The 24,229-nt window shown below is 67.5% G+C and carries 28 protein-coding genes; 7 read left to right on the top strand and 21 right to left on the bottom strand.

Annotated elements, in window-relative coordinates:
• Positions 1-29 precede the first annotated feature (29 nt).
• From ACLBYA_RS02850 to ACLBYA_RS02825, 6 genes are all read right to left on the bottom strand, one after another.
• Positions 30-968, bottom strand: coding sequence for an ImmA/IrrE family metallo-endopeptidase (locus tag ACLBYA_RS02850; protein WP_447707859.1), 939 nt, complete (start codon positions 966-968; stop codon positions 30-32).
• Positions 969-1,316: a hypothetical protein gene (locus ACLBYA_RS02845; RefSeq protein ID WP_447707858.1), complete on the bottom strand. Its 348-nt coding sequence runs from the start codon at positions 1,314-1,316 to the stop codon at positions 969-971.
• Positions 1,309-1,545, bottom strand: coding sequence for a colicin E3/pyocin S6 family cytotoxin (locus ACLBYA_RS02840; RefSeq protein WP_447708216.1), 237 nt, complete (start codon positions 1,543-1,545; stop codon positions 1,309-1,311). The genes ACLBYA_RS02845 and ACLBYA_RS02840 overlap by 8 nt, the downstream gene beginning before the upstream one ends.
• A gap of 149 nt (positions 1,546-1,694) precedes the next feature.
• Positions 1,695-1,961 carry a hypothetical protein gene (locus ACLBYA_RS02835; RefSeq protein ID WP_447707857.1) on the bottom strand — a complete coding sequence of 89 codons (267 nt, stop codon included), beginning with the start codon at positions 1,959-1,961 and terminating at the stop codon, positions 1,695-1,697.
• Between the two features lie 109 nt (positions 1,962-2,070).
• A complete protein-coding gene (locus ACLBYA_RS02830; protein WP_447708239.1) occupies positions 2,071-2,259 on the bottom strand; it encodes a hypothetical protein in 189 nt (62 codons plus the stop codon).
• Positions 2,260-2,470: 211 nt separating this feature from the next.
• Positions 2,471-3,796, bottom strand: coding sequence for a carotenoid oxygenase family protein (locus tag ACLBYA_RS02825; RefSeq protein WP_447707856.1), 1,326 nt, complete (start codon positions 3,794-3,796; stop codon positions 2,471-2,473).
• Positions 3,797-3,862: 66 nt separating this feature from the next.
• Between ACLBYA_RS02825 and ACLBYA_RS02820 the strand changes: the two genes are divergently transcribed.
• The 6 genes from ACLBYA_RS02820 to ACLBYA_RS02795 all read left to right on the top strand — a co-directional run bounded on the left by ACLBYA_RS02820 (position 3,863) and on the right by ACLBYA_RS02795 (position 8,475).
• A complete protein-coding gene (locus ACLBYA_RS02820; protein ID WP_447707855.1) occupies positions 3,863-4,396 on the top strand; it encodes a PadR family transcriptional regulator in 534 nt (177 codons plus the stop codon).
• A gap of 65 nt (positions 4,397-4,461) precedes the next feature.
• Entirely contained in the window at positions 4,462-5,118 is a 657-nt protein-coding gene (locus ACLBYA_RS02815; RefSeq protein WP_447707854.1) for a PadR family transcriptional regulator, read from the top strand.
• A 20-nt stretch (positions 5,119-5,138) separates the two neighbouring features.
• Positions 5,139-5,816 (top strand): hypothetical protein, encoded by a 678-nt coding sequence (locus ACLBYA_RS02810; protein WP_447707853.1) that lies wholly within the window; start codon positions 5,139-5,141, stop codon positions 5,814-5,816.
• A gap of 22 nt (positions 5,817-5,838) precedes the next feature.
• Positions 5,839-6,399, top strand: coding sequence for a methyltransferase type 11 (locus ACLBYA_RS02805; protein WP_447708215.1), 561 nt, complete (start codon positions 5,839-5,841; stop codon positions 6,397-6,399).
• Between the two features lie 10 nt (positions 6,400-6,409).
• Positions 6,410-7,903 carry a glutamate--cysteine ligase gene (locus ACLBYA_RS02800; RefSeq protein WP_447707852.1) on the top strand — a complete coding sequence of 498 codons (1,494 nt, stop codon included), beginning with the start codon at positions 6,410-6,412 and terminating at the stop codon, positions 7,901-7,903.
• 20 nt (positions 7,904-7,923) lie between these two features.
• Positions 7,924-8,475, top strand: a complete 552-nt coding sequence (locus ACLBYA_RS02795; RefSeq protein ID WP_447707851.1) for a class I SAM-dependent methyltransferase — start codon at positions 7,924-7,926, stop codon at positions 8,473-8,475.
• Here ACLBYA_RS02795 and mftD read toward each other — a convergent pair.
• Together mftD and ACLBYA_RS02785 are read right to left on the bottom strand one after the other, a co-directional pair.
• A complete protein-coding gene (mftD, locus tag ACLBYA_RS02790) occupies positions 8,459-9,619 on the bottom strand; it encodes a pre-mycofactocin synthase MftD (protein WP_447707850.1) in 1,161 nt (386 codons plus the stop codon). The two genes, ACLBYA_RS02795 and mftD, sit on opposite strands and share 17 nt — an antisense overlap.
• Before the next feature lie 11 nt (positions 9,620-9,630).
• Positions 9,631-9,798: a hypothetical protein gene (locus ACLBYA_RS02785; protein ID WP_447707849.1), complete on the bottom strand. Its 168-nt coding sequence runs from the start codon at positions 9,796-9,798 to the stop codon at positions 9,631-9,633.
• Between the two features lie 137 nt (positions 9,799-9,935).
• Here ACLBYA_RS02785 and mftM point away from each other — a divergent pair, with 137 nt between their 5' ends.
• Complete coding sequence (gene mftM, locus ACLBYA_RS02780; RefSeq protein ID WP_447707848.1) at positions 9,936-10,811, top strand: mycofactocin oligosaccharide methyltransferase MftM; 876 nt, start codon at positions 9,936-9,938, stop codon at positions 10,809-10,811.
• On the opposite strand, the gene ACLBYA_RS02775 is transcribed toward mftM, so the two are convergent.
• From ACLBYA_RS02775 to ACLBYA_RS02715, 13 genes are all read right to left on the bottom strand, one after another.
• The gene (locus tag ACLBYA_RS02775) at positions 10,808-11,086 is read right to left on the bottom strand and encodes a sigma factor (protein ID WP_447707847.1); all 279 of its coding nucleotides are present in this window, start codon (positions 11,084-11,086) and stop codon (positions 10,808-10,810) included. The two genes, mftM and ACLBYA_RS02775, sit on opposite strands and share 4 nt — an antisense overlap.
• Position 11,087: 1 nt before the next feature.
• The gene (gene mnoR / locus ACLBYA_RS02770) at positions 11,088-11,735 is read right to left on the bottom strand and encodes a two-component system response regulator MnoR (protein ID WP_447707846.1); all 648 of its coding nucleotides are present in this window, start codon (positions 11,733-11,735) and stop codon (positions 11,088-11,090) included.
• A complete protein-coding gene (locus tag ACLBYA_RS02765; RefSeq protein WP_447707845.1) occupies positions 11,732-13,054 on the bottom strand; it encodes a MadS family sensor histidine kinase in 1,323 nt (440 codons plus the stop codon). Before ACLBYA_RS02765 ends, mnoR begins: the two co-directional genes overlap by 4 nt.
• Positions 13,055-13,064: 10 nt before the next feature.
• Entirely contained in the window at positions 13,065-14,261 is a 1,197-nt protein-coding gene (locus tag ACLBYA_RS02760; protein WP_447707844.1) for an iron-containing alcohol dehydrogenase, read from the bottom strand.
• Positions 14,262-14,342: 81 nt separating this feature from the next.
• Complete coding sequence (madC, locus tag ACLBYA_RS02755) at positions 14,343-15,836, bottom strand: MadC family VWA domain-containing protein (protein ID WP_447707843.1); 1,494 nt, start codon at positions 15,834-15,836, stop codon at positions 14,343-14,345.
• Positions 15,833-16,792 (bottom strand): AAA family ATPase, encoded by a 960-nt coding sequence (locus ACLBYA_RS02750; RefSeq protein WP_447707842.1) that lies wholly within the window; start codon positions 16,790-16,792, stop codon positions 15,833-15,835. The genes madC and ACLBYA_RS02750 overlap by 4 nt, the downstream gene beginning before the upstream one ends.
• Positions 16,793-16,848: 56 nt before the next feature.
• Positions 16,849-18,120, bottom strand: coding sequence for an NDMA-dependent methanol dehydrogenase (mdo, locus tag ACLBYA_RS02745; RefSeq protein WP_447707841.1), 1,272 nt, complete (start codon positions 18,118-18,120; stop codon positions 16,849-16,851).
• A 138-nt stretch (positions 18,121-18,258) separates the two neighbouring features.
• Positions 18,259-19,338: an ergothioneine biosynthesis PLP-dependent enzyme EgtE gene (gene egtE, locus ACLBYA_RS02740; protein WP_447707840.1), complete on the bottom strand. Its 1,080-nt coding sequence runs from the start codon at positions 19,336-19,338 to the stop codon at positions 18,259-18,261.
• Positions 19,335-20,273: an L-histidine N(alpha)-methyltransferase gene (gene egtD, locus ACLBYA_RS02735; RefSeq protein WP_447707839.1), complete on the bottom strand. Its 939-nt coding sequence runs from the start codon at positions 20,271-20,273 to the stop codon at positions 19,335-19,337. Before egtD ends, egtE begins: the two co-directional genes overlap by 4 nt.
• Complete coding sequence (egtC, locus tag ACLBYA_RS02730) at positions 20,273-20,959, bottom strand: ergothioneine biosynthesis protein EgtC (protein WP_447707838.1); 687 nt, start codon at positions 20,957-20,959, stop codon at positions 20,273-20,275. The genes egtD and egtC overlap by 1 nt, the downstream gene beginning before the upstream one ends.
• Positions 20,952-22,229 carry an ergothioneine biosynthesis protein EgtB gene (gene egtB / locus ACLBYA_RS02725; protein ID WP_447707837.1) on the bottom strand — a complete coding sequence of 426 codons (1,278 nt, stop codon included), beginning with the start codon at positions 22,227-22,229 and terminating at the stop codon, positions 20,952-20,954. The genes egtC and egtB overlap by 8 nt, the downstream gene beginning before the upstream one ends.
• Entirely contained in the window at positions 22,226-23,476 is a 1,251-nt protein-coding gene (gene egtA, locus ACLBYA_RS02720) for an ergothioneine biosynthesis glutamate--cysteine ligase EgtA (protein WP_447707836.1), read from the bottom strand. The genes egtB and egtA overlap by 4 nt, the downstream gene beginning before the upstream one ends.
• An 82-nt stretch (positions 23,477-23,558) precedes the next feature.
• Positions 23,559-24,197, bottom strand: a complete 639-nt coding sequence (locus ACLBYA_RS02715; protein ID WP_447707835.1) for a sensor domain-containing protein — start codon at positions 24,195-24,197, stop codon at positions 23,559-23,561.
• Between the last annotated feature and the right edge of the window lie 32 nt (positions 24,198-24,229).

Genomic DNA, 24,229 nt, shown 5'->3' with positions numbered 1-24,229 from the left:
GCGTCCAAACCGTTGTGGCAGCCAGTGGCTCATCCCCAGACCTTAAACTGGCTTGCGCCCTGCACCGATTTCCAGACCAGCCACTCCTGGAAGTCTGGGTTTTCAGCCAGTGTGGAGTCTCCGTTCAGCCGGAGCCGGTGAAGCAGGTAGCCGAAAGCCACCTCTGTTTCAAACAATCCACCGAGCACTCCGATCGTTGCCGAGACGCTCGAATCGATCGACTTGGTGTTGCGGCCACCACCGCCGCCGCTGGCCCAAGCTCGGTCGAGAGATGCGTATGCTGACGACTTGTCCTCCGGCACATCGGGCATTGCGGGCAAGTCGAACAATCGCCACCATCGGATGGTCTGTTGATGCACCTCCACCGCACCCGACGCGAACGCCGTCCGATCGGCCTCGGCCCGATCCATGGACTGGCCGAACAGATGCGCAAGTATCAGGGGTTGGTTATTCATCTGGAGGGCCCAACCAACCGTCAAAATACGCTCCAGCGCGATCAAACTTGCCGTGGCGCTCGCCTGCGCAAGCCCCACGTCCGACAGCACAGGCGTTAGGTCGCCACGATGGTCGCGCACCAACCGTCGCAGCCAGTTTCGCGGCAGAAGCAACTCGGCCGCGAACTCATCGGCCTCTCGCTCAGCTGAACTTCTCCGAGCTGCACTGCCAGCTGCAGCCGGCATCACGCATTGTGCTGTCCCGATATGCCACGGCAACACAGCGTGCCCGAGTTCATGCGCAATGGTGAATCTTGTGCGGAGGTCGTCGACTGCACCCCGGTAGAAAATCCGTGGCCGCGCACCCGCGCAGTTGACGGTGATTCCGTCGACCGCGGCGTTCGGCCACTCGGCCCGCTCCATGTCGGCGAAACTATCGACAACCTCAATCAAATCGACCGGGATGCTGGCACCAGTCCGGTCGCGGACGAGGGCCGCAGCCCGTTGAGCTGGGGTCCAGAAGTGTGCTGGCACCTACCGACAGAACGGCTCGATGCGACCGCGCTGGATCAGCCAATCGAGAACATCCTTCGCGTCCTCCGGCGACACCGATCGCGCAGCTAGCGCGTACGAATCTCGTTCGGACAAGATGAGCTCGACGGGCTGACGGCAGTGATGGGCGGCGATTATGGCGCCGAGAGCTTGGGGCTTCTCCACCCACAGCTTTCCTTCGTCCGGGGTGAAGCCGAGGAACTCGTCGAGGCTGGGCGCATTTCCACTGAAATCAGTCGTATGCCAATGCTCGACCCAGTCATCGATGTCTGTGCTCAAGGCGCGACCAGCCAGGCAGGCGTCTACAAAAGTCGTCGCATAGCTAGACATCGATCTTCCTCCCTTTCACCGCATCGCCAATCTTCTCACCAGTTACAACGTCTAGGACACCCAGATGGTTACCCCGTTTGTTGTAGACCTCCACATGTCCGTGCCTTCGATCGTAGGTGTAGATCCGCTGGTCACTGGTATCCCGCCACCGCGATTCGCCTCTCCACGGGAGCTCGGCCTGCTCAGACAGGAAGTCGGGCGGATTCCGAGGGACGTAGTGGCCCTGCACGTCCGGCAAATGATCCTCGCAGCCTTGGTTGCCTGATCGGAAAGGGCGATGTTACTGGCCCGACCCGACAAGGAGTGCTGCGCATGCACATTAAGTCCTAAGCCGGCCCATCCTCGGGACCTGGCCCGCCGGCCACCTGCGCGGTGAACTCACGCAGCGCCTCCTGTCCGCCGGGTGTGGTCGTCGACCAACTCGTCGATCCACTCCGGTGCGCGCCCCGCTCGAAGCTGGGCAATCCACACCCGGTAGCAGCGGTCGAGCGCCACCATGAGTCGGGTCAGCCGGCCCTCATCGCGAGCCTGCTCGAGGATTGCGCTCAGGCCCTCCTGCAGATGCACACCGTCCGTCGCGGCGCGGTGTGTCATGAAAGCCGCTGCGCGCTGGCAGTCCTCGGTTGAGAGGTCGCCATCGCTCATCGAAGTGTTCCTCCGCTTCTGAAATCAGCAACCGTGGCGCTCGTCTCCAACAGTTGCCGCCGACCTACGGGCGAAGTGTATTGAGCCCCTCGGTCAGTCGCGGTGCTAATCACCGCGGCTGCCTGGCGGACTGCTGGTTTCCCTGCGACGTCTGCACGTCACGCCTTGCGCCATCCATGTCGCGGGTCTGCGGGTTGTTGACGGTGACGTTGTTCGTCTGGCTGTTGTCGACGTTGCCGCCCTGGCCGCTTTGGCCGCCCTGGGCTGCCTGCTGTGCCGCCGCCTGCTCGGGCGTCATCGGCCCCGGCGGCTCGGAGGGCGGGTGCGACGTTGTGACGGTGCAACGCGCCCTCGGTCACGCCTCCGCGACCGAGACCCTCAACACGTACAGCCACCTATGGCCAGACGCCGACGACCGCACCCGAGGCGGCCGCCTGACTGCTCGATGAGGCTCGCGCCGCGGCTGCTGCGGACGCACTGCGGACGGAAGGTCAGAAAACCGCCGCTGACTAGGCGTGTATCCAGTTCCCATGAAATCCGAAAGGCACCCGCTGCGGCAGCGCGATGGTTGCCACCGGGTCGCCGGCGAAATCCGAGGCATCCAGGATGACGAGATCGCTGCCGTCGCGGACGGGGTTGTAGACGTAGCTGATGTACCAGCCGTTGCTCTCGTCGGCCGGCCCCGGCCCGGGCACGAAGACGGCCTCACCCGAGACACCGGCCCCGAACGAATGTGTCACCGCCGCACCGGTGGTCAGGTCGTGCCGAACCAGCTCGGTCCGTCCGACCGACACCGCGTAGCGGGCGGGCAATCCGGCCAACCTGTCATCGATGCGGGGAAACTCGACGGCCGTGTCATCGAGCTGGCGCTCGGTAACCACACCGCGACCCAGATCGATGCGCCATTCCCACATCACCGCCTGCTCGGCGAATCCACCGTCGTGGCGCCACAACTCGGGGTACCGGGCGGCCTGCAGCACAATCGAATTCGCATCGGCCAATCCAGTTTCGAAGGCATTGGCCACGTGGAACACGTAACACGGGTCGATCTCGAACCACCGGATCTCACCGAACGGGTCGTCGCGACGGAGTACGCCGAGTCGCGCACCGTAGTCATCGTTCCAGCGGTAGGGCATATCGCCGTCACCCTTGACCGCGACGTTCAGGTCGAACACCACGGGCAGGTCCATGAAGATGATGTGCCCGGCGGTCATCGCGAAGTCGTGCATCATGGTGAGCGCCTCGACGTCCACCGGCCGATCGATGATCAACTCACCGACCGCGTCGACGCGGTGATAGGTGACATGCGGGGCGAAGATGCTGCCGTACCCGAAGAAGTGCATCTCGCCGGTGGTCGGGCAGATCTTGGGGTGCGCCGTCATCGCGTCGGTGAGCTTGCCGCCGAAGTCGTAGGCGCCCAACGTCTCCAGCTCATTGCTCACCTCATACGGGAATGAGGATTCCACCAGCGCGAGTGTCTTGCCTGCGTGGTTCACCACGTGGGTGTTGGCCACCGCGGCGCGCAGATTGCGCGAGCCGTCGGCGTTGTACAGCGGGAAGTCCTTGACGAAGCTGTCGGTGCGCACCCACCGGTTGCGGTACCACTTGGCCGCCCCGCCCTCGATGCGGACACCGTGGATCATGCCGTCGCCGGTGAACCAGTGGGCGGTCGCCTGCCGCGGGTTGGGACCGTTGCGCAGGTACCAGCCGTCGAGCTCGGGCGGAATCGTGCCGGTGACGGGCAGGTCGTATTCGGTCAGTTCGTCGGCGACGGGCGCGTAGTTCCCACGCCGGAAGAAGTCGCCGGTATCGGGCAGGGCTGAGGCTGCGGTCATGACACCACCCTCACATTCCACAACTGACATGTCAATAGTGGAACGTAAGAAATGTAGGATCCGACCATGAGTTTGCGGATGGCGGCCCTGGGCCTACTGACCCAACAGCCCGGTAGCGGATACGACCTGCTCAAGCGATTCGAGGTGTCGATGGCCAACGTCTGGCCGGCCACCCAGAGCCAGCTGTACGGCGAGCTCAATCGGCTGGCCGACCACGGCCTCATCGAGGTCGCCGAGGTGGGTCCGCGCGGGCGCAAGGTCTACCGCGTCACCGAAGCCGGTCGCGACGAGCTGCTGCGCTGGGCCACCAGCCCGCAGGACGATCCGCCGTTGCGCAGCACGGAACTGCTGCGCATCTTCCTGCTCGGCGAACTGCCCCGCGCCGAGGCCGTCGAGTACGTCCGGGCGCTGGCCGAACATGCCGAATCCGAGCTGGCCCGCCTCACCACCCTGCGCGACACCGTCGCCTGCGCCGACGATGACGAGAGCTTCTACGGCCGGGCGGCACTGCAGTACGGACTGCGTATCGAAGCGATGCGCGCGGAGTGGGCGCGCTGGCTGGAAACGGCCATCACCGAAAGAAACGTTGCATCACGATAGTTTCCGATATATCGTCAACGTATCGAAGACGCATTCGCGCTTCACTACGAGACAAGGAAACATCCATGAACACCCCTTTCACACCCCCCAACCCCGCTTTCGGTTTCGGCCCCGGCTTCGGCGACCGCCGTCAGGCTCGTCGCGACTTCCGCGATCACCTGCGTGACCACGCCCGCGCCCAGGCCGGCGGTCCGCAGGGTCCGTTCGGACCGGGCTTCGGCTTCGGTCCGTCCTTCGGATTCGGGCCCGGTCCGCGTGGCGGCCACCGTGGCCGAGGCCGCGGTCGGGGCCGGCGCGGTGACGTCCGCGCCGCGATCCTCGTGCTGCTCACCGAACGGCCCATGCACGGCTACGAGATGACCCAGGAGATCGCCACCCGCAGCAATGACCTGTGGAAGCCCAGCCCCGGCTCGGTCTACCCCACGCTGCAGCTGCTGGTCGATGAGGGCCTGATCGCGCCGACCGAGACCGCCGGCAGCAAGAAGACCTTCGAGCTGACCGATGAGGGTCGCACCGCCGCCGAGAAGATCGAGACCCCGCCGTGGGAGGAGATCGCCGACGAGGCCGACCCCAACGCGGTGAACCTGCGCGCGGCGCTGGGCCAGCTCTTCGGAGCGGTCGCACAGTCCGCGCATGCCGCCAGCGAGGAGCAGCAGCAACGCATCCTCGACATCGTCAACAACGCCCGGCGCGAGGTCTACCAGATCCTCGGCGAGGAGTGACTCGCTAGCATCGGGTCACGATGAACACCGACACTCTCGTCACCTACCTGGTGCCCGTCGTCGTGGCGATCCTCACCGCGGCCGGTGGCCTCATCGGGCTGAATTTCCGCGATGCGGACGCCTACGAACGGCGACGCGGGGTGTGGTTGGGGATGTTGGTGATCGCCACCGGCATCGTGACCATGGCGGCGATGAACACCGCATCCGGTGTCGGCAAACCGATCGCCGCGGCCGGGCTGACCGTATCGGCCTGCGCCGCGGCGATCGGCACCCACTTCCTGTGGCTCCGCGTCGTTCCCGATTCCGAACCCCGCACCGTGCGATTGGCCCGGATCGCGATCGGACTGGCCGTCGCCGTCATCATCGCCTCGGTGGCGCTGACCTACGCCGCGGGCAGCGGCTGTCGGCAGGCCGAACCGCTGATGAGCACCTCGATCGCTCAATCCGGTTACATCCTGCCGGGATTCGCCGGGCAGGGGCCCACGCCGGGCGAGTACGCGGAGTGGGCGTCACAGGTTCGGGCGGAGGCCGACAAGGTCACCGGCGGCAGTATCGCCCCACGCGCGCAACGACTCGCGGAACTCGCCGACCAGATCGCGGCGGCCGCCCGCGACGGCGACACCGGCGGGCACGCTGTGCTGGGCGCCGAATACTACGAGGTTCTGAAATCGCTTCTCTTCGAATGTTATCCGCGGTAGTACCGTGACCTCGATCGAGCGGATGCCGCGCGGCGGACCGGACGCATCCTGCCTGGACCGACTACTGAGCACCGACCGGCGGCCGCGGGCCGTCCGGTGGTACGGCACCGCCGAGCAGTTTGCGCATCTCGCGCTCGCCGAGGTCGCCGATGTCCCCGATCCGGGGATCCTGGTGCTCGGCACCGATCAGGACGACCTGATCACCGCGCTGCGGGTCTCGCATCCGACGGCTCAGGTATCACTCGACGAGGCGGACGGCCCCTTCGCGCTCGCGGTGCTCGCACTGTCGCTGCATCAACTGGCCCCGCCCGAGGCGGCAGACCTGCTCGGAGAAGCGACCCGAGTGGCCGACAAGCTGCTGATCATCGACATCCCCCGGCCACCGGCACCGCTGCACCTGTTGGCCCTCGCGCCGCTGTTACCGCTCGCGGTGCTCGTCGGGCCCGTCGCCGACGGCATCATCGGTTCCCTGCGCAGTTACAGTCCGTCCGCCCTGCGCGCGCTGGCCGATCACGCCGGTGCCGACGTCGATGTACGCAGCAGTCTGTTCGGACCGCAGATCGCGGTGGCCTCCCGACGCTAGGCTGCCCATCGTGGGCGAAGAGGTTTCCCGCACGGAGTTCAGCCGCGCGCAGCGTCGCGAATACCGGCGCAAGGTCCAGCTGTGCCTGGACGTGTTCGAGACGATGCTGTCGCAATCGAGCTTCGAGTTCGACCGGCCGCTCACCGGTATGGAGATCGAGTGCAATCTGGTCGACGACGCCTACCAGCCCGCACTGCGTAACCGGGAGGTGCTGGCGGCCATCGCCGATCCGGCGTACCAGACCGAACTGGGCGCTTACAACATCGAATTCAATGTGCCGCCGCGCCCGCTGCCCGGGCAGTCGGCCCTGGACCTGGAGACCGAGGTCCGGGCCAGTCTGAATGCGGCCGAGGCCAAGGCCACCGCCGACGGCGCGCACATCGTGATGATCGGCATCCTGCCGACGCTGCTGCCCGAGCATCTTCAGGACGGCTGGATGAGTGAATCGACGCGGTATCAGGCGCTCAACGATTCGATCTTCACCGCCCGCGGGGAGGATATCGACATCGATATCACCGGACCGGAGCGGCTGTGCCTGCAGTCAGCCGATATCGCACCCGAATCGGCTTGTACCAGTATGCAATTGCACCTACAGGTATCACCCGCCGATTTCGCACAGAACTGGAACGCCGCGCAGGTGCTGGCGGGACCGCAATTGGCACTCGGCGCCAACTCGCCGTACTTCTTCGGCCACGAACTATGGGCCGAAACCCGCATCGAACTGTTCGGGCAAGCCACCGACACCCGCGCCGACGAACTGAAAACCCAGGGTGTGCGACCCCGGGTGTGGTTCGGAGAGCGTTGGATCACCTCGATTTTCGACCTGTTCGAGGAGAACGTGCGGTACTTCCCCGCGCTGCTGCCCGAGCTGTCCGATGAGGATCCGGTGGCCGAGCTGGCGGCGGGACGCACCCCGCAGCTCGCCGAGCTGCGGCTGCACAACGGGACCATCTACCGCTGGAACCGGCCGGTCTACGACATCGTCGGTGAAGGAGCCGATGCGAAGCCCCACCTGCGGGTGGAGAACCGGGTGTTGCCCGCGGGCCCGACCGTCATCGACATGCTGGCCAATTCGGCGTTCTACTACGGGATGTTGCGGGCGCTCACCGACGAGGACCGTCCGATCTGGACCAAGATGAGTTTTTCTGCGGCACAACATAACTTCTTCGCCGCCGCGCGACACGGCATGGATTCCCGGCTGTACTGGCCCGGGCTGGGCGAGGTCACGGCCGACGAACTGGTGCTACGCGAACTGCTCCCGTTGGCCGATGAGGGATTACGCCGCTGGGGTGTGGCCGGCGATGTCCGCGACCGCTACCTGGGTGTGATCGAAGGCCGTGCGAAGACGGCCCGCAACGGTGCGACCTGGCAGACCGTGACGGTACATGCGCTACAGGAACGTGGCCTGGCCCGGCCGGCGGCCCTGGCCGAGATGCTGCGCCTGTACTGCGAATCCATGCACAGCAACGCACCGGTCCATACGTGGGAGACACCCACTCCGTAAGCACGCGTACCTTGGATGGCATGACCTCCGTCCGGGTGAGCCCGGGGCCACCGCCATGGGACATCGGCGAACCGCAGCCAGAATTCGCAGGGTTGATCGCCGCAGGGAAGATCCGCAGTGACGTACTGGACGCTGGCTGTGGAAGTGCCGAATTGTCGTTGACGTTGGCCGCCATGGGGTACACGGTGGTCGGCCTGGATATTTCGCCGACCGTCATCGCATCGGCGAATTATGCTGCGCAAGCACGTAATCTACGCACCGCGTCCTTTGCTCAGGCCGATATCACGTCTTTTGCCGGGTACGACGGCCGCTTCAACACCATCCTCGACTCGGCATTGCTGCATTCCCTGCCGGAGCATGGCCGCGACGGCTACCTACGCGCCGCGCGCCGGGCCGCCGCGCCGGGAGCGACACTCTATGTGCTGACACCCGACGACCTGGCCGAAGATGCACTGTTCCGCACGGTGTCGGCGCATTGGACGGTCGAGGAGATCCGCCCGGCCGTCATCCACGCAAACCTGTCATCCGACCGGACCGCGCTGCCCGCGTACCTGCTCACAGCGCGCGGGTGAACCCCGCCGGGATCACCAGGTCGGTCGGACTCAGATCCTGCACCGATGAGTGCCCCAGTCCCAGCAGCGCGGAGTCGATACCGCCGCGGATGATGTCGAGCACGTTCTCCACGCCACTCTGGCCGCCCGCCGCCAGTCCCCACAGGTAGGCGCGGCCCAGCATCACCGCCCGGGCGCCCAGCGCCACGGCCTTGACCACATCGCCACCGCGCCGGACGCCGCCGTCGAGCACCACCTCGACATCACCGCCGACCGCGTCGGTGATCGCGGGCAGCGCTCGGATCGCGGCCGGGGTGCCGTCCAGGTTGTTGCCGCCGTGGTTGGACACCGAGATCGCGGTGACGCCGACGTCGACGGCACGGCGCGCGTCGTCGACCCGCATGACACCCTTGAGCATGAAGGGGCCACCCCACTGCTCGCGCAGCCAGGCGATGTCCGCCCATGTCGGCAGCGGTGTCTGCATCCATTCGCCGTAGGCGCCGAAGAAGGTGGGGGCCGCCCCGCCACGCTCGGCGAGGTTCGGTGCCGTCAGATCGGGGATGCGCCCGGCCCGGGCGAAATCGAGCAGCCAGCGGGGCCGCCGGATGCCCTCGGGGGCGAAACGCATCATCGCCTTCAGGTCCATTTTCTCGGGGATCTTCGGGCTCCCCCAGTCCCGACCGTGTGAGAACGACCAGTCCGTGGTGACGATCAGCCCGACGGCCCCGGCCGCCCGGGCGCGTTCCATCCGCGCCAGGAGCTGGTCCCGGCTGCCGGTCCAGTACATCTGGAAGAAGGTCTGCGGGTTCGCCGCGGTCACCTCCTCGACCGACTTGCCCGCGAACGACGACAGGCTCATCACGGTGCCACGGGCGGCCGCCGCCCGGGCCACAGCGACCTCACCCTCGGGATGCACCGCTTGCACACCGGTCGGCGAGATGAACACCGGCATCGAGATCTGTTGTCCCATAACCGTGGTGGACAGATCACGCTTGTTCGACTGGCCGGCCACATGGGGCGCGAAACCCAGCTCTGCGAACGCGCCGGTGTTGTCGGAGACCGTGGTGCCCTTCTCCGAACCCGCGACCAGCGCGCTGTAAACACTCTTCGGTAGCCGTTTCGCGGCGCGGCGCTGGGCCTCGGCCACTGTTTCGAACCAGGTCATCTCGTCACTCCTTACAGCAGTTCGCCCACCAGGTCGGCGTCGACAACACGCTTGGGCCATCGGCGGTGCGACGACAGATCGAGAATCGGATCCCCGGCAGGAACACCATCAGCACGGGTGACCATCTGGTCACCGGCCACGGTCTTGACTCCATCGAATTGCTCCAGCCTGCGGTCCATCTCAGAACTCCCGCGTTGTGATGTACACCACTGACGCTAGGGCACGTCGTCGGCAGGCAACACTGGCCGATCGGGCAGTCAATTCCACCCGTTCGGCCTGCGCGCTCACGACAGGTAGTTCAATAGCGTTGTCCAACATGACAGTTACCGTGCTCGGACCGGCCCAGGTCGATCCGCTGGCGCCCGCACCGACGGACTCGTGGAGCGGCGACGGAGTGCGGGTTCGGCGACGCCGCGGACCGCATCGCCCCCACACCGGCCGGTACTGCACACCCCGGTTCTGCGTGCACCGCGCCGGCGGCACGCTGACGGTGGAACACGATCTGTCCCCCGATGAGCTCTCCGACGGTCTGGCCCAGCTGCTCACCGAGGAGCTCGGACCGAGCGGAATGTTGTACGGACAACCGGATTTCGAGTCGGTGTTCACCGGGGTCGTGCGCTCGACGGTGCCGGGCGGACTGGCCGCCTGGGTGCGCTTCTACCGCAACTCGGTGCACGCCCTGGAGACCGGCCGGGCGGCGTTCGCACCGATCCACGAGCGGGCCGGCGAACTGGTCACCGGCAATCGACTGCTCGACCTCGGGTCCTGCTTCGGCTTCTTCCCACTTAGGATGCGGCGCTTGGGGTATCGGGTGGTGGCCACCGATCTCAGTGCCCCGACGATGGGTCTGCTGGACCGGGTGAGCACCGTGCTGGATCGCCCGGTGCAGACCCTGGTGTGCAACGCCGCGCGCGTGCCGCTACCCGAACACACGGCCGACACGGTGACCGCGCTGCACCTGTTGGAGCACCTGGACCCCGACGCCGGGGTCGCGGTGCTGGACGAGGCGGTGCGGCTGGCGCGCCGCCGCGTCATCGTCGCGGTGCCCTACGAGGATGAGCCGCAGGCCTGCTACGGTCACGTCCGCAGCTTCGACACCGCCGCGCTGCAGCAGTTGGCCGCCCGGCATCCGGGATTGCGCGCCACCATCTTCGAGCATCACGGCGGCTGGCTGGTGCTGGATCGCGGCTAGAGTGACAACGCCCGGTCGATCCAGCGCCGGGCGAACCCGTCGAACGGGTAGCCCGACGCCGGGTCGTAATGCCGGACCGCGAACTGCAGCCCCACCTCACCGGTCTGGACGAGGTCCAGAAACGCGACGCCGTGGCCGGCCCGGGCCTTCGCCGCCTCGATGACCAACCGTCGATGGCCATCGGCGTTGTTCAGGTACTCGCGCACCCAGTCCGCCGAGACCACCAGGTCGGCGGCGGCGATCGCCTGCCGCAGTTCGCCGTCGGTGTCGGACATCTCAGATCAACCCCCGCTTGCTCGCGGCGTACACCGCCTCGGCGCGCCGGCTGACTTCCAGCTTGCGCATGATGTTGGAGACGTGGAACTTGGCGGTGGTGGCCGAGATGAACAGTGTCTCACCGATCTTGGCATTGGACAGGCCGGCCGCCAGCAGCCGCAGCACCTCGATCTCACGGTCCGTGAGCTGTTCCCGCGGCTCGGTGCGGCCGCTGAGCGAGCGCACCACGGCGGCCGCGCTACGTGAGTCGAAGGCGCTGTCACCGGCCGAGATGGCCCGGATGGCCCGGACCAGTTCGGTCGTGTCGACATCCTTGACGACGTAGCCGCGGGCGCCGGCATGCACGGCGCGCACCACCAGATCCTCGTCCAGGAAGGTGGTCAGCACCAGCAGACCCAGATCCGGGTGGGCGGCGGACAGCTTGCTGCACAGCGACAATCCCTCAAAATCCGAACCCGCCGAGAGCTTCAGATCCAGCAGCACCACATCGGGATGCACCGCAGCCACCATCGCCTCGGCCTCGGGTTCGCTGGAGGCCTCCCCGACGACGACCAGATCGTCCTCGCGTTCCAGCAGCGACCGTAACCCTTGCCGCAGGATGGCGTGGTCGTCGACCAGCGCCAGCCGGATCACCCGTGTGAGCGTCATCGAAGGCTCCCTTTCCTGGGTATGGTGGCGACCACACGGACTCCGCCGATGCGCGAGCGTTGCACCGCAAAGGTTCCGCCGTGGTCCCGGCAGCGCGCGAGCATGTTGGCCAGGCCGCGGTGATGACCGTCCACGTCGGCGGCATCGGCCATTCGCAGCATCAGCCGCAGTTTCTCCGGATCGCCGGTGCCGTCATCAGATATCGACAGCGCCACCGCGTCGGGTCGGTACCGCAACCGCACGATGGCGCGGCCGGCCGCACCGTGCATGGCGGTGTTGAACAGTGCCTCACCGGCCACCCGCAGCAGCGCGTGCTCGACGCCACTGGGCAGTTCGGACACCGCGCCCTCGACCTTGAGGGTGACCCGCAGATCCTCGGGCATGTGCACGGTGGCCAGCTGTTCGAGCAGTTCGGGCAGGGTGGACCGCCCGGCGTCCTCGGGATGGTTGAGGGCATAGATCGCCGAGCGCAGCTGCTCGGTCGCCGACCTGGTCAATGTCTTGGCGATATCGAGCCGTTCCACCAGATCCTCACCGCCACCGCGTGATCCGATCTCGCTGCGGCAGACCTCGATCTGCATACCGGCCGACAGCACCGTCTGGGTCACACTGTCGTGCAGCTCGCGGGCGATCCGGTGCCGCTCGTTGTCGAGCACCTGATGCCGTTGCGCCGCACCGAGTTCGCGCTGGGTGGCCAGCAGCTCGGCGTTGCGGGCCTCCGACTGTGCCAGCAGCGCCTGGGACCGTTGGAACAGTTCGCAGTTGTGCAGCGCGACGGCCGTCTGGCTGGACAGGATCCGCATCACGGTCTCGTCGGTGCCGTCGAGGGTGCGATGCGTCGGTGTCCACGCCGCGAAGGCGCCGATGGCCCCACCGTCGAGTTCGATGGGCACGTGGGCATGGTGCGGCTCGATGACCGGCAGCCGGAACTGTGCGAGCCGACCCCGCAGAATGTCGTTGAGCCGGTTGAGGACCGCGTCCGGGAGGTGCGGTACCGGATGCTTGGCCCCGGACAACCCCTCGAACGAGTAGGCATACCCCTCGGCGTCCAGGATCAGGTGCCGCGGCCGAGCTTCGGGCAGCGCCCCGTCGGCCAACGCCAGCACCACCCAGTCCGCTCCGAGGTGCACCCGGGCGGCCTCGGCCGCCGCGCGGACCAGGTTCTCCGGACCGTTGACGGTCTGTACCAACGCACGCGAGATGGCGTCCAGCGCCGCGATGACCCGTTCGGTGCGCTGAGCGGCCACCCGGAATTCCGGATAGAAGGTCGGCTTTCCGGAGCGAACACCGGTGAGCCGCTCCAGATCTGGCGCTCTCACGGGTTCACCCTCATAGCGCCGCCCGGAACAGTGCCCGCAACTGGGCCTCGTCGGCCGCCCGTGGGTTGGTGGTGATGCAGGCATCGGCCATCGCATTGCGAGCCAGCACCGGGACGTCCTCGTCACGCACACCGAGCTCCGACAACCCCCGTGGCACGCCGACCTGGTGGGCCAGCTCCTGCAACCGATCAGCCAGGGCCAGCGCAGATTCCAGTTCGGGTGCGCGTTTGTCCGCGATGCCCAGGCAGGCGGCGATGGTGGCGAACGGGCCCGGATCGGCCTCGGCATTGAACCGCACCACATGCGGTAGCAACACACCGTTGATGACGCCGTGCGGCAGATCCAGCAGCCCGCCGACCTGATGGCTCATCGCGTGGGCGGCACCGAGAATGGCGTTGGTGAACGCCAGCCCGGCCTCCAGCGCGGCCTGCGCCATGAGCACCCGGGCGCTCATCTCGTTCGGCTTCTCGATGGTGGTGACCAGGTTTTCGGTGACCATCACCACCGAGCGGAGGGCGTGGTGGTCGGTCAACTGGTTGTGCCCCAACGACACGAAGGCCTCGATGCCGTGGGTCAGAGCGTCCAAACCGGTGGCGGCGTTGAGCCATTCGGGCATCGTGGTGAGCAACCGCGGGTCGATGACGGTGATATCCGGGACCAGGGCGCGACCCAGGATGGTGACCTTGGTGTTGCGGGTGGTGTCGGTGACGATGCAGAACTGCGAGACGTCGGCCCCGGTGCCGGAGGTGGACGGCAGCACCACCAGCGGCGGCATCGGCATGGTCGCCTTGTCCACACCGGCATAGTCCAGGATGTCGCCGCCGTTCGCCGAGAGGATCGCGATGCCCTTGGCGGCGTCGATCACCGACCCACCGCCCAGCGCGATGAGCACATCGCAGCCGCGAGACCGGTAGAACTCGTGGCCCGCCGCGATCTCGTGGTCCTTGGGGTTCGGGGTGAGCGCACTCCAGACGTGGGCCTGCACCCCCTGGTCGCGCAGATGCCCGACCAGTTCCTCCACCCAGCCGGCTTCGATCAGTCCCGGATCGGTGACCAGCAGCGGCCGCACCCCGCCGAGGCGCAGTGCCGCGTGTGCGCCCTCGGCCATCGAGTCGAGGCCGAAGACGATCTCCGGAGCGTGGAACTTCAGCAGTCGGGTGGGCACCCGGTCCGCTGTTGTCGCCGCGCTCTGCTGTGTGATCTGCATAACACACCCAGCCTACGTGGCCGATCGGCCGCAACCAATGTGCAGGCGGGCAGGGTCCTACCTACCCGATCGGGTAGGTAGCTAGGAAAGAGCATGCGCCAGTTCGCCGGCCCGGGCGGTCAGCTGCTCGGCATCGCTGGCCACCACCACGTGGTCACAGACCTGGGCATAGTCGGGCATCGCACAGGTGGCCTGCCGCCAGTAGCGCTGCGGTTCCGGGGTCACCCAGGCCAGCCGGTGCACGCGTCGGCGCAGGGCGCGCAACTGGTCCACACCCGGTGGCAACCCACCGCTGCGCCCGTCGCCGACGATCAGCACGGCGGTCCGCGAGTCCAGGGCATCCGCCTGTCCGCGCAGCATCTCGTCGAACACCTGCCCGTAGTCGCTGCTGGCCTGCAGGTCCAACTGCCCCTCGGCCAGCACCGCGGCCAGCGCGTCATCGCCGCCGGAGCGCAGCAGGATCTCGGTGACGTCGACGGGGCGGTCCACAAAGGCCATCACCCGGCAGCGATGGGCGCGGCGGTGCATCGTCTGGGCCAGTCGCAGGGTGAATGCGGTGACCGGACGCACCGACAGCGACACATCGGCGATGACCAGCAGCCGCACCCGGGCCGGCAGCGGGGTCTTGGTCATCAGGTGGAACGGCACGCCGTTGGTGCGCATGCTGGCCCGGACAGTGCGGCGCATATCGAGGCGGCCCCGTCCGCGTTCGCGGGGTCGGGGTCGCGGCGCGCCCCGCATCCGGCGCAGCACCTCGTGACAGGCCAGGTCGATATCGGCGGCCAGACCGACCTCGGCGGTCCCGTCGGGTTCGCCGGATTCGGCGATCAGGCCGTGCCGCTGCGCCAGTGCCGCAACAAATCCCTGCACGGCCAGCGTCAGCTGCTGCAGCTGTTCGGCGGTCAACGGCTCGCCGGCCTCGCCCCCGTAGGTGTTCGCCGGGTCATAGGCATCCAGCCAGGCCAGGATGGAATCGGGATCGTCGAAGCTCAGCGAGCCCGCGACCACCGGGGTCACCGAGTCGGCCAGATCGCCGGCCATCACCGAGGCCGCGCGGTCCACCTCGACGGTGTAGCGCACACCGCGGCGGCCGCCGTCGGCCTCCGCCGATACCGACAGCTGATCGTCTGATCCGGTGACGCTGAAATCGTCATCGTCCTTGTGCGGGTTGAAACCCTTGTCGGCCTCCGGGGTGTCGAAGTGGTCACCAACCTCGGCGGCGCGCTCGTTGTACTCGGCATACCGAGCAACTTCCAGATCCTCGTCGATATCGAGTTGGTCGGGCAGGCCCGAGCCGGTATGCGCACGGCTTGGGCCCGCCCCCGGATTGTGGTGTTCGGCCGACGACGTGCCGAACATGGCGTCGAAGGCGCGGTCGAAACCGCGTTGCTCCCGCCCGTATTTCGCGCAGGTGGCCCGCAGCGCGGCACGCAGCGCCGTGGTGTCGGCGGCGCCCAGCAGGCCCAGCACCCGCCGGACCTCGATCACCTCGGCCGGCGAGGTCGCCACCCCGGCGTGACGCAGCAGCTGACCGAACGCCGCCGCGATCGCGTCCAGCAGCTGCGTGTTGGTCATGTCCGACCGCCCCTGCCGCGGAAGGCCGAGGTGGTGGTGTTGGCCGGTCGGCTCGCCACGGTGACCCGCTCCGGCGGCGCTTCCCTGGTTTTGATCGACGGCTCATTGTTCAAGTGCCGCAGGGCGATATCGCGGTCACTGGTGAACTTGACCAGAGCCGACAACAGCACCTCATGGCCGGTTCCCTGTCCCAGCAGCGCGGCGGCGCGGGCACCGTCGATCACCTCGGAGATCGACGGGCTCTTGCGCAGCGGAAGCTCGCGCAGGGTGCGGGCCAGTTCGACCACATCGGCGACCACCGCCGGCTCGACCTGCGGGGCCCGGACGCCGACGATCTCGCGTTCCCGTTGCGGCGTAGGGAATCCCAGGTGGTAGTGCAGGCAGCGGCGCTTCAGTGCGGCGGAAAGCTCACGGGTGTCGTTGGAGGTCAACACCACCCACGGCACCGAGCGGGCGACGAAGGTGCCGATCTCGGGGATGGTGACCTGACGCTCGGCGAGCACCTCCAGCAGCAGGGCCTCCATGGCCTCCTCGGTGCGGTCGACCTCGTCGATCAACAGCACCACCGGCTGTTCGGAGAGCACCGCCTCCAGCAGCGGTCGCACCAACAGGAAGTCCTCGCCGTAAACGTCACCACCATTGCCCATCTGGACGTGCAGAAGTTGCTTGGCGTAGTCCCACTCGTAGAGCACCCGGTTGTCGTCGAGGCCCTCATAACACTGCAACCGGATGAGTCGACGACCGCCTGCCTGCGCCAGCGCCTTGGCCAGTTCGGTCTTGCCGACACCGGCCGGCCCTTCGAGCAGCAGCGGCCGGTCCAGCGCGGTGGCCAGGTGCACCACCGTGGCCAGATCCTCGTCGACGACGTAATCCTGATCGCGCAGGGCGTCGGCGAGTTCGGTTGCGGTGGCGAACGTTATCGGGTCGTCGCGGGTGGGTAGCGATGCGGTGGTCACGGCAGCCTCCGGGTGAGGTGGCACGGCAGGCAGGGGTTCCTGCCGTGCCACCGAGATCAGTAGGTCGAGTTGATGGCGTGTCCGACGACCGGGATCATCGAGTCGACGGTGACCTCGCGCGGGTTGCCCGGGGTGCACCAGTCGTCCTGGATGTGCTCGGAGATCGCCAGCACGGTCTTGTCGTCACCCTTGATCACTTCACCGCGACCGGAGTACTTGCCGGTGTTCATGCGGTTCTTGTCGTAGGAGTCGGTGCGGACCTGGCTGAAGTTGTCCGGGATGCCGACGTCCTGGGACAGCCGGATGGCGGCCTCGACCGCGGCGTCGGCGGCCTGCACCGTGGTCATGTTACGGGTGTCGACGCCCATGGCGGTGGCCAGCTGCGCGTACCGCTCGTAACGCGAGGGCAGGTTGTACTCCCACACCCGGGGCAGCGCGATCGCGTTGTTCAGGCCGTGGTGGCTGTCGAAGAACGCGCTGACCGCGTGGCTGATCGAGTGCACAATGCCCAGGCCGCCGGAGTTGAATGCCTGCCCGGCGATGTACTGGGCGTTCATCATGCCTTCGCGGGCCTTGAGGTTACGCGGCTCGAAGACGGCCTCGCGCAGGTTCTTGGCGACGAGTTCCACTGAGTAGAGCGCGTTTCCGAGCGACGGCGCGAAGTCCAGCCGCGACACGAACGGCTCACTGCCGTGGGCCAGCACGTCGAAGCCGCAGTAGGCGGTGAAGTGCTGTGGGCAGGTGTAGTAGAGCAGCGGGTCGTCGATGGCCAGCGTGACGATGGTCGCCTCGTCGAAGCCGACCCACTTGTGCGGGTGGTCCATATCCGAGGTGTCGGTGATGACGTAGGCCCAGGACGTCTCCGAACCCGTTCCCGCCGTGGTGGATACGGCGATGTGCGGTGGGTTCTCCTTGTTGGTGGACTTGGCGAAGCCCTCGAACTCGTTGATGTTGCGGCCGTCGTGGGCGATGACGACGCGGGCGCCCTTGGCGGCGTCATGGCTGGAGCCGCCGCCGATGGAGATGATGCTGTCGCACTTCTCCTGCTGGTAGAGCGCGGCGGCCTCCATGACGTTGTAGTCCTTGGGGTTGGACTCCACCTTGTCGTAGAGCACGACCTCGACGCCTTGGTACTCGATCTTGCCGGTGAGTTCCTCGATGATGCCCGATCCGCGCAGACCGGTGGTCATCAGCAGGGTGCGCTTGAAGCCCAGGTTCTTGGCCTCCACACCGATGATGTCGTGGGCGCCCACGCCCATCAGGGCGCGGGGGAAGGGGTGGAACTCCTTGATGGGAAAGTCCCAAATCTGGTTCAGCTCAATGGCCATCGGACGACTCCTCGCGGTATCGGACGGGCGTGTTCACCCGGTAGATCCCACCGTGGCCCGGCGTGGCCCGCGTCACAATGTTTCGTCGCGATTACCGGCCATCTGTCATCCCGAAACTGCCCGATCGGGTAGGCCGCGTCAGTTCACCGTCATCAGCGCCGCGGCGAACTGCTCCAGTTCCTCGGCAGTGCCGTCGACATGTGGGGACACCCGCAGCACCGCGGTGTCCATCTCGTTCGGCGCGCGGACCACCTCGCAGGCGGTGGTGATGATGCCGTGCTCGGCGATCAGCTTCGCCCGCACCACGCTCGGCTGCACACCGTCGGTGGGTCGCAGCGTGGTGATCGCCGTCGGCTCGTTCACCGGTTCGATCACCTGCCAGCCCGCGACGGCGTCCAGCACCGTCCGGGTCAGTGCGCCGACCTCGGCCAGCCGCGCCCGCACCGCCGCCGGGCCGGCGGCCAGGTGTTCGCCCAGTGCCAGCGCATAACCCAGCCGGGCACCGATATTGGCCTCGTGGAATTCCAGCGGTGCCCACCGGGGCACCAGCCGCGCGTGCAGGTCGGGACGCACGGCCAGCGCACCCACCCCACGCGGGCCGGCCATCCACTTACGCGACGAGGTGTAGAGCACGTCGGGTGATACCGCGCAGTCGACGTGCCCGAGCCCCTGCGCCGCGTCGACCACCAGCGGCAGATCCAGCTCCCGACAGACGGCGGCGAGTTCGGCCAGCGGCTGCACGACACCACGATGGCTGCCCAAAACGGTCAGATGCACCAGCGATGGCAGATCGGCGCGCAGTACCTCAGCGGCCTCGTCGACCAGCAGCCGGCCCAGCTGGTCGGCGGGCAGCGGGCGCACCTGGAATCCGTTGGCCGCCATGATGGCCAGGTTCGGTCCGTACTCCCCCGGCGGGCAGGCCAGGGTGCGTTCCCCCGGCCAGGCGCCGAGCAGGGTGTCCAGCGCGTGGCCGGAACCTGTGGTGAAGATGACCTCGGCGTCCGGCATCCCGGCCAGTGCACGCAGCGCGGACCGGCCGGCCGCCAGGGCGGGTTCGGCGGCCTCGGCTGCGACGTATCCGCCGACCTCGGCCTCGTGTCGGGCGTGGGTGGTGGCGGTCTCGATCACCGCGTTGCTCTGCCGCGAGCAGGCCGCGCTGTCCAGATGCACACCGGCAACCGGGACCCGGGCGTCGCGCCAGTCGTCGGCGAGGCTCATTTGACCGCCAGCGACAGCCCGAAATCGCCCGCGGGATCGGTCCACCAGTGGGTGCGGCGCAGCCCGGCGGCCTCCAGTTCCTCGGCGACGCCGGCGGGCCGGAACTTGCTCGACACCTCGGTCAGCATCTCCTCGCCCGCCTCGAACTCCACGGTCATGTCCAGCGCCGGAATGCGGACCTGTTGGGCGGCAATGGAACGCAGCCACATCTCGATGCGCTCCTCGTCCGGATTCCATTTCGCGACATGAGCGAAGGAATCCAGGTCGAAATCGGCCCCCAGCTCCCGGTTCACCACCGCGAGCACGTTGCGGTTGAAGGCCGCGGTGACCCCGGCACTGTCGTCGTAGGCGCGCACCAGCCGGTCGACATCCTTGACCAGATCGGTGCCGAGCAACAGCGAATCACCGGGCTGCATCGTCTGCGCCACGGCGGCAACGAATTCCGCGCGGGGGCCCGGTGTCAGGTTGCCGATGGTCGAGCCCAGGAACACCACCATGCGCCGGCCGACCTTGGGGATCACGGGCAGGTCGTGCTCGAAATCTCCACGCACCGTCTCGATCTCGAGTTCGGGATACTCGGAGCGCAACGCACGCTCGGCATCACCGAGCACGCTGGCGTCCACATCGAAGGGGATGAACCGACGCAGTGCGCCGCTGTCGCGGAATGCGTCGAGCAGCAGCCGGGTCTTCTCGGAGGTGCCGCTGCCGAGTTCGACCAGCGTGTCCGCACCGGATGCGGCTGCGATCTCGGCTGCGTGTTCGTGCAGGATCTTCGCCTCGGTGCGGGTCGGGTAGTACTCCGGCAACCGGGTGATCTGGTCGAACAGATCACTGCCCACCGCGTCGTAGAACCACTTGGGCGGCAGTGTCTTCGGCGACTGACGCAACCCCTCCGAGACATCGCGCCGCAGCGAGCTTTCCAGGTGGGTTGTCATCACGATCCTTCCAGTGGGGTGAGGGTGACGCCCGCACCGGATACCTCGACGAGGTGCCGATCGGGGACGTCACGCCAGGACGGGTCATCGTCATAGGGTTCGCTGGCCAGCACGACGCCGTCGGTGCGTTCGGTCACGAACAGGGTGTCGCCCCAGGTGGTGGCGAGCAGTCGGGAACCGTTGCCGGCCAGGATGTTCAGCCGAGCATTCGGATCGGCCGCGCCGACCTCGGCGACCGTCGGCCCGAGATCATCGAGACCGCGGTCGAAGATGTGCGCGGCCAACACAGCGCTGTCCACCGTGGATTCGGCGTCGCGCGTCGCGGGTAATACCGAGCGGTCGACGACACCGTTGTGGGACAGCAGCCAGTCGCCGTCGGTGAACGGCGCCGAGGCCGACGACTCGATCGGCATCCCGACCGTCGCCGAGCGGACCGCGGCGATGATGCAGCCACTGCGCAGCACGGGTGCCACCGAGGCGAACGCGGTGTCACCCCACAGCGGTTTGTCGCTGCGCCAACGGCGTACCCCCTGGTCGAAGAATCCGACGCCCCAGCCGTCGGCGTTCATGGTGCCGTGTTTCTGATAGCGGGGTGAATAGGATTGCACCAGAAGGGCACTGGCCGGTTCGAGCACCAGGGACGAGACGGTGACCGGCTCCCCCAGCCACCCGAGGTGTCTACACATCCCAGGCCAGCCGTACCCCGGCAAAGATCTGCCGCCGGATCGGGTGGTCCCAGTTCCGGAAGCTGGGGCGCAGGATATCGGCGCCGACCGCCCAGGAACCGCCGCGCAGCACCCGGTAGTCGCCGGTCCCGGGGCCCTCGAAGAACGGCTCGGAATAGCGGTCGTAGATCATCGGGGCGAAACCGGGCCAGGGCCGCAGCGGTGAGGAGGTCCACTCCCACACGTCGCCTAGCATCTGCTCGACACCATAGGCCGAGGCCCCCGCGGGGTAGGCACCCACCGGGGCCGGCCGCAGCGCGTCACCGCCGAGGTTGACCAGTGATACATCGGGTTGTGCTGCGCCCCAGGGGAATCGGCGCCGAGCACCGATCGCCGGGTCCCAGGCGCAGGCCTTCTCCCATTCGATCTCGGTGGGCAGGCGGGCACCGGCCCAGGCCGCGAACGCTTCGGCCTCGAAGTAGGTGACATGCTGCACCGGTTCGTCGCCCGGGATGTCTTCGCGGTGCCCGAACCGGCTGCGGGTGCCGTCGGCGTGCCAGAACTGCGGTGCCACCAGACCGGACTGCTCCCAGTGCGCCCATCCCGGCTCGGACCACCACCGTTGCGTGCGGTAGCCACCGTCGTCGATGAACTCTTGCCACTGCTCGTTGGTGACCGGAACCCGCCCTATCCGGAAGGCGGCGATATCCACGGTGTGCGCTGGGCGTTCATTGTCGAGCGCGAACGGTTCCTCGGACGCGTTGACGCCCAGCGTGAACGGGCCCGCGTCGATCAGCACCGATGTCCCGGCGACCTCCGGTCGACCCGGGGGCAGCGCGACACCCGGGCTCAGCAACGCAGGCCCGGATCGCAGATTGAGTGCCTGCAGCATGGTCTCGTCGTGTTGGTTCTCGTGCGAGACGATCAACCCGAACCCGAATAGGTCGGTGCTGTGCTCCAACACGTCGAGCACCCGGTTGCGCACGTCGCGGCAGTACACCCGCGCATCCGTCGGCGGCAGCAACGGCAGGTCGACGCGACTGGCTCGGGAATGCACAAACGCGTCGTACAGCTGCTCGACGGCGGGTTCCAGCATGCCGGGGGCATCGGGGCGAGCACCGCGCAGCAGGAAGAACTCCTCCTGCTGCCCGATGTGGGCGAGATCCCAGACCAGCGGACTCATCAGCGGGTCGTACTGGCGCAGCAGTTCGGCGTCGTCGAAATCGACGAGGGCCAGGGTGCGCTCACGCGCCCGGGTCAGCTCGGCAGCCAGCAACTCCGGTGTGCTCACGTATCACCTTCCGCCAGTTGGGTTATGGCCGCCGGGATGCCGTGGGTGACGACCAGATCGGAGAAATCGTCGGCCGGGCTGCGGCCGGCTTCGACGTTACCGAGCAAGCGGGCCATCGGGTCGACCAGTTCGTCGAGCGCATGTTCGGCCGCTGCGGTGACACAGCGCAGCGCCGCGGTACGCAGGTCCGGATCGTCGAGTCCGACCCGTGCCGCCAGATCCCACGCCCCCGCCACCGAACGTGTGGCCGCCCGGGCGACCTCGGCTGCCTGCGGGTTGTCCAGCAGGGTGGCCAATGTGAAGGCGACCGCGGGCCACACATTGTCAGGGACGCTGTCCAGGTAGCGGATCTCCAACCAGCGACGCGGACGCACCGGCGGGAACAGGGTGGTCAGGTGGTAGTCGAGGTCCTCGTCGGTGGGTGAGCGACCGTCGAGCGCCACCCGTCCGTCGGCCCAGTCGGCGTAGGACACGAAGGCCGTCATCGGCACGGCATCCGGGGTGCGCACCAGCATCACCGGTGCGCGCAGCGCATAGTGCGCCCAATCGGCGGCCGGATCGTCACCCCGGTCGCCGAGCACCGGGCCGCACCGTGCCGAGTCCAGCTGCCCCCACACCCGCTGCCGGGTGCTGCGCCAGCCGGTGAATCTGCCGTGCAGCAATGGAGAATTCGCCGACAGCGCGATCATCACCGGCCCCAGCGCATGGGCCAGCCGGACCCGGTCCGCCCAGCCGTCGCGCGGGCCGGCCTCGACGTTGAGCTGCACTGACGCGGTGGAGGTCATCATCGCGGCGCCGGCGGCGCCGGTTCCGGTGGCGGCGAAGAACTGTTCCATGGCCTGGTAGCGCGGCCCGGGGTTGACTCGTTCTGCCGGGCGCAGCGGATCAGCTCCGAGCAGCACCAACCCCAGACCGTGGTCGGCAAAATGGCGGTGCAGGACCGCCCGGTCGGCCGCCATCGCGGTGATGGCCGCCGCGGCGCCGGCCGCGGGCGGCCCGGACAGTTCGACGGCGCCACCGGGTTCGACGGTGATGGCGCTGCCGCCGGGCAGCGTGCGGATGCCGGCGATGACCTCGCTGAGTTCGGACCAGCCGGGCCGACGCATCGGGTCGGCGATATCGAAGCAGTGCGCCTCGATCTCCAGGCCGACCTTGCCGACCGGACCGTCACGCAGGCAGTTGGCCGCGATGGCCGCGGCCGCCTGCCCGGATGCACAATCCACATCCCCTGTGGCGGTGGTGGGCATGCCAGACCCCTCCCCGGTTAGGACCCTTTGTGTGTCAATCTTCCAGAAGGGTCTGACATATTCCCAAGGATTTTGCGCGGCCTTATTGCCCCAGCGTGTTCTGCATTGCCCCGGCCAGCACGTTGACTGCCGGCCCGCCGTTGCCGGGCTGACAGACTTTCGCCTGTAGCAGAACGTTTTCCCGCAGTCGGGTCTGCGTGAAGCATCGACGGTCTGTACCCGCCTCCTGTTTGACCCAAACGGAATCGGTCGGGGTCGCCGCGCCCCCGGAGAACGTCCACACCTGTGTCACGAAGTTCTCCAGATGCATCGCCGTGGTCTGACCCTCACACCCCACGGTGCGATCGGTGACCCGCTGGTAGGCGCGGGTGGCCGCGTCGTTGGTGGCGAACACCCCGACGGCCTGTTTCACCAGGCGGGTGGAATCGCCTGCCGAGGTCTGTGCCACGGCGCCGTTGAACGATGCCAGGTCGGGATCGGCGTAGACGTCGGGCAGACCGATGTCGGCCCAGTTGTTGCACACCGGGTTGTCGACGTAGAAGGCCTGGCCGGGGTTGGCGAACTGGGCTTCCCAGTTCAGCGGTGCGCCGACGATATTGCTCACCGAACCCTTGGGCAGTACTGCGTAGTTGACGACACCGGGATCCGAGGGCAGAGCCCAGGCCGGCCCGGCGAGGCCCAGCGCCAACCCCATCCCGGCCGCTGCAGCTGTCAGGCGCATGGCACCGATCATGCCAGCGTCAGAACTGTGTC

The sequence above is a fragment of the Mycobacterium sp. C31M genome (assembly GCF_053345865.1).
Note: the sequence above shows the minus strand (reverse complement) of the source record. Positions and strands in the feature narration are given on the sequence as shown.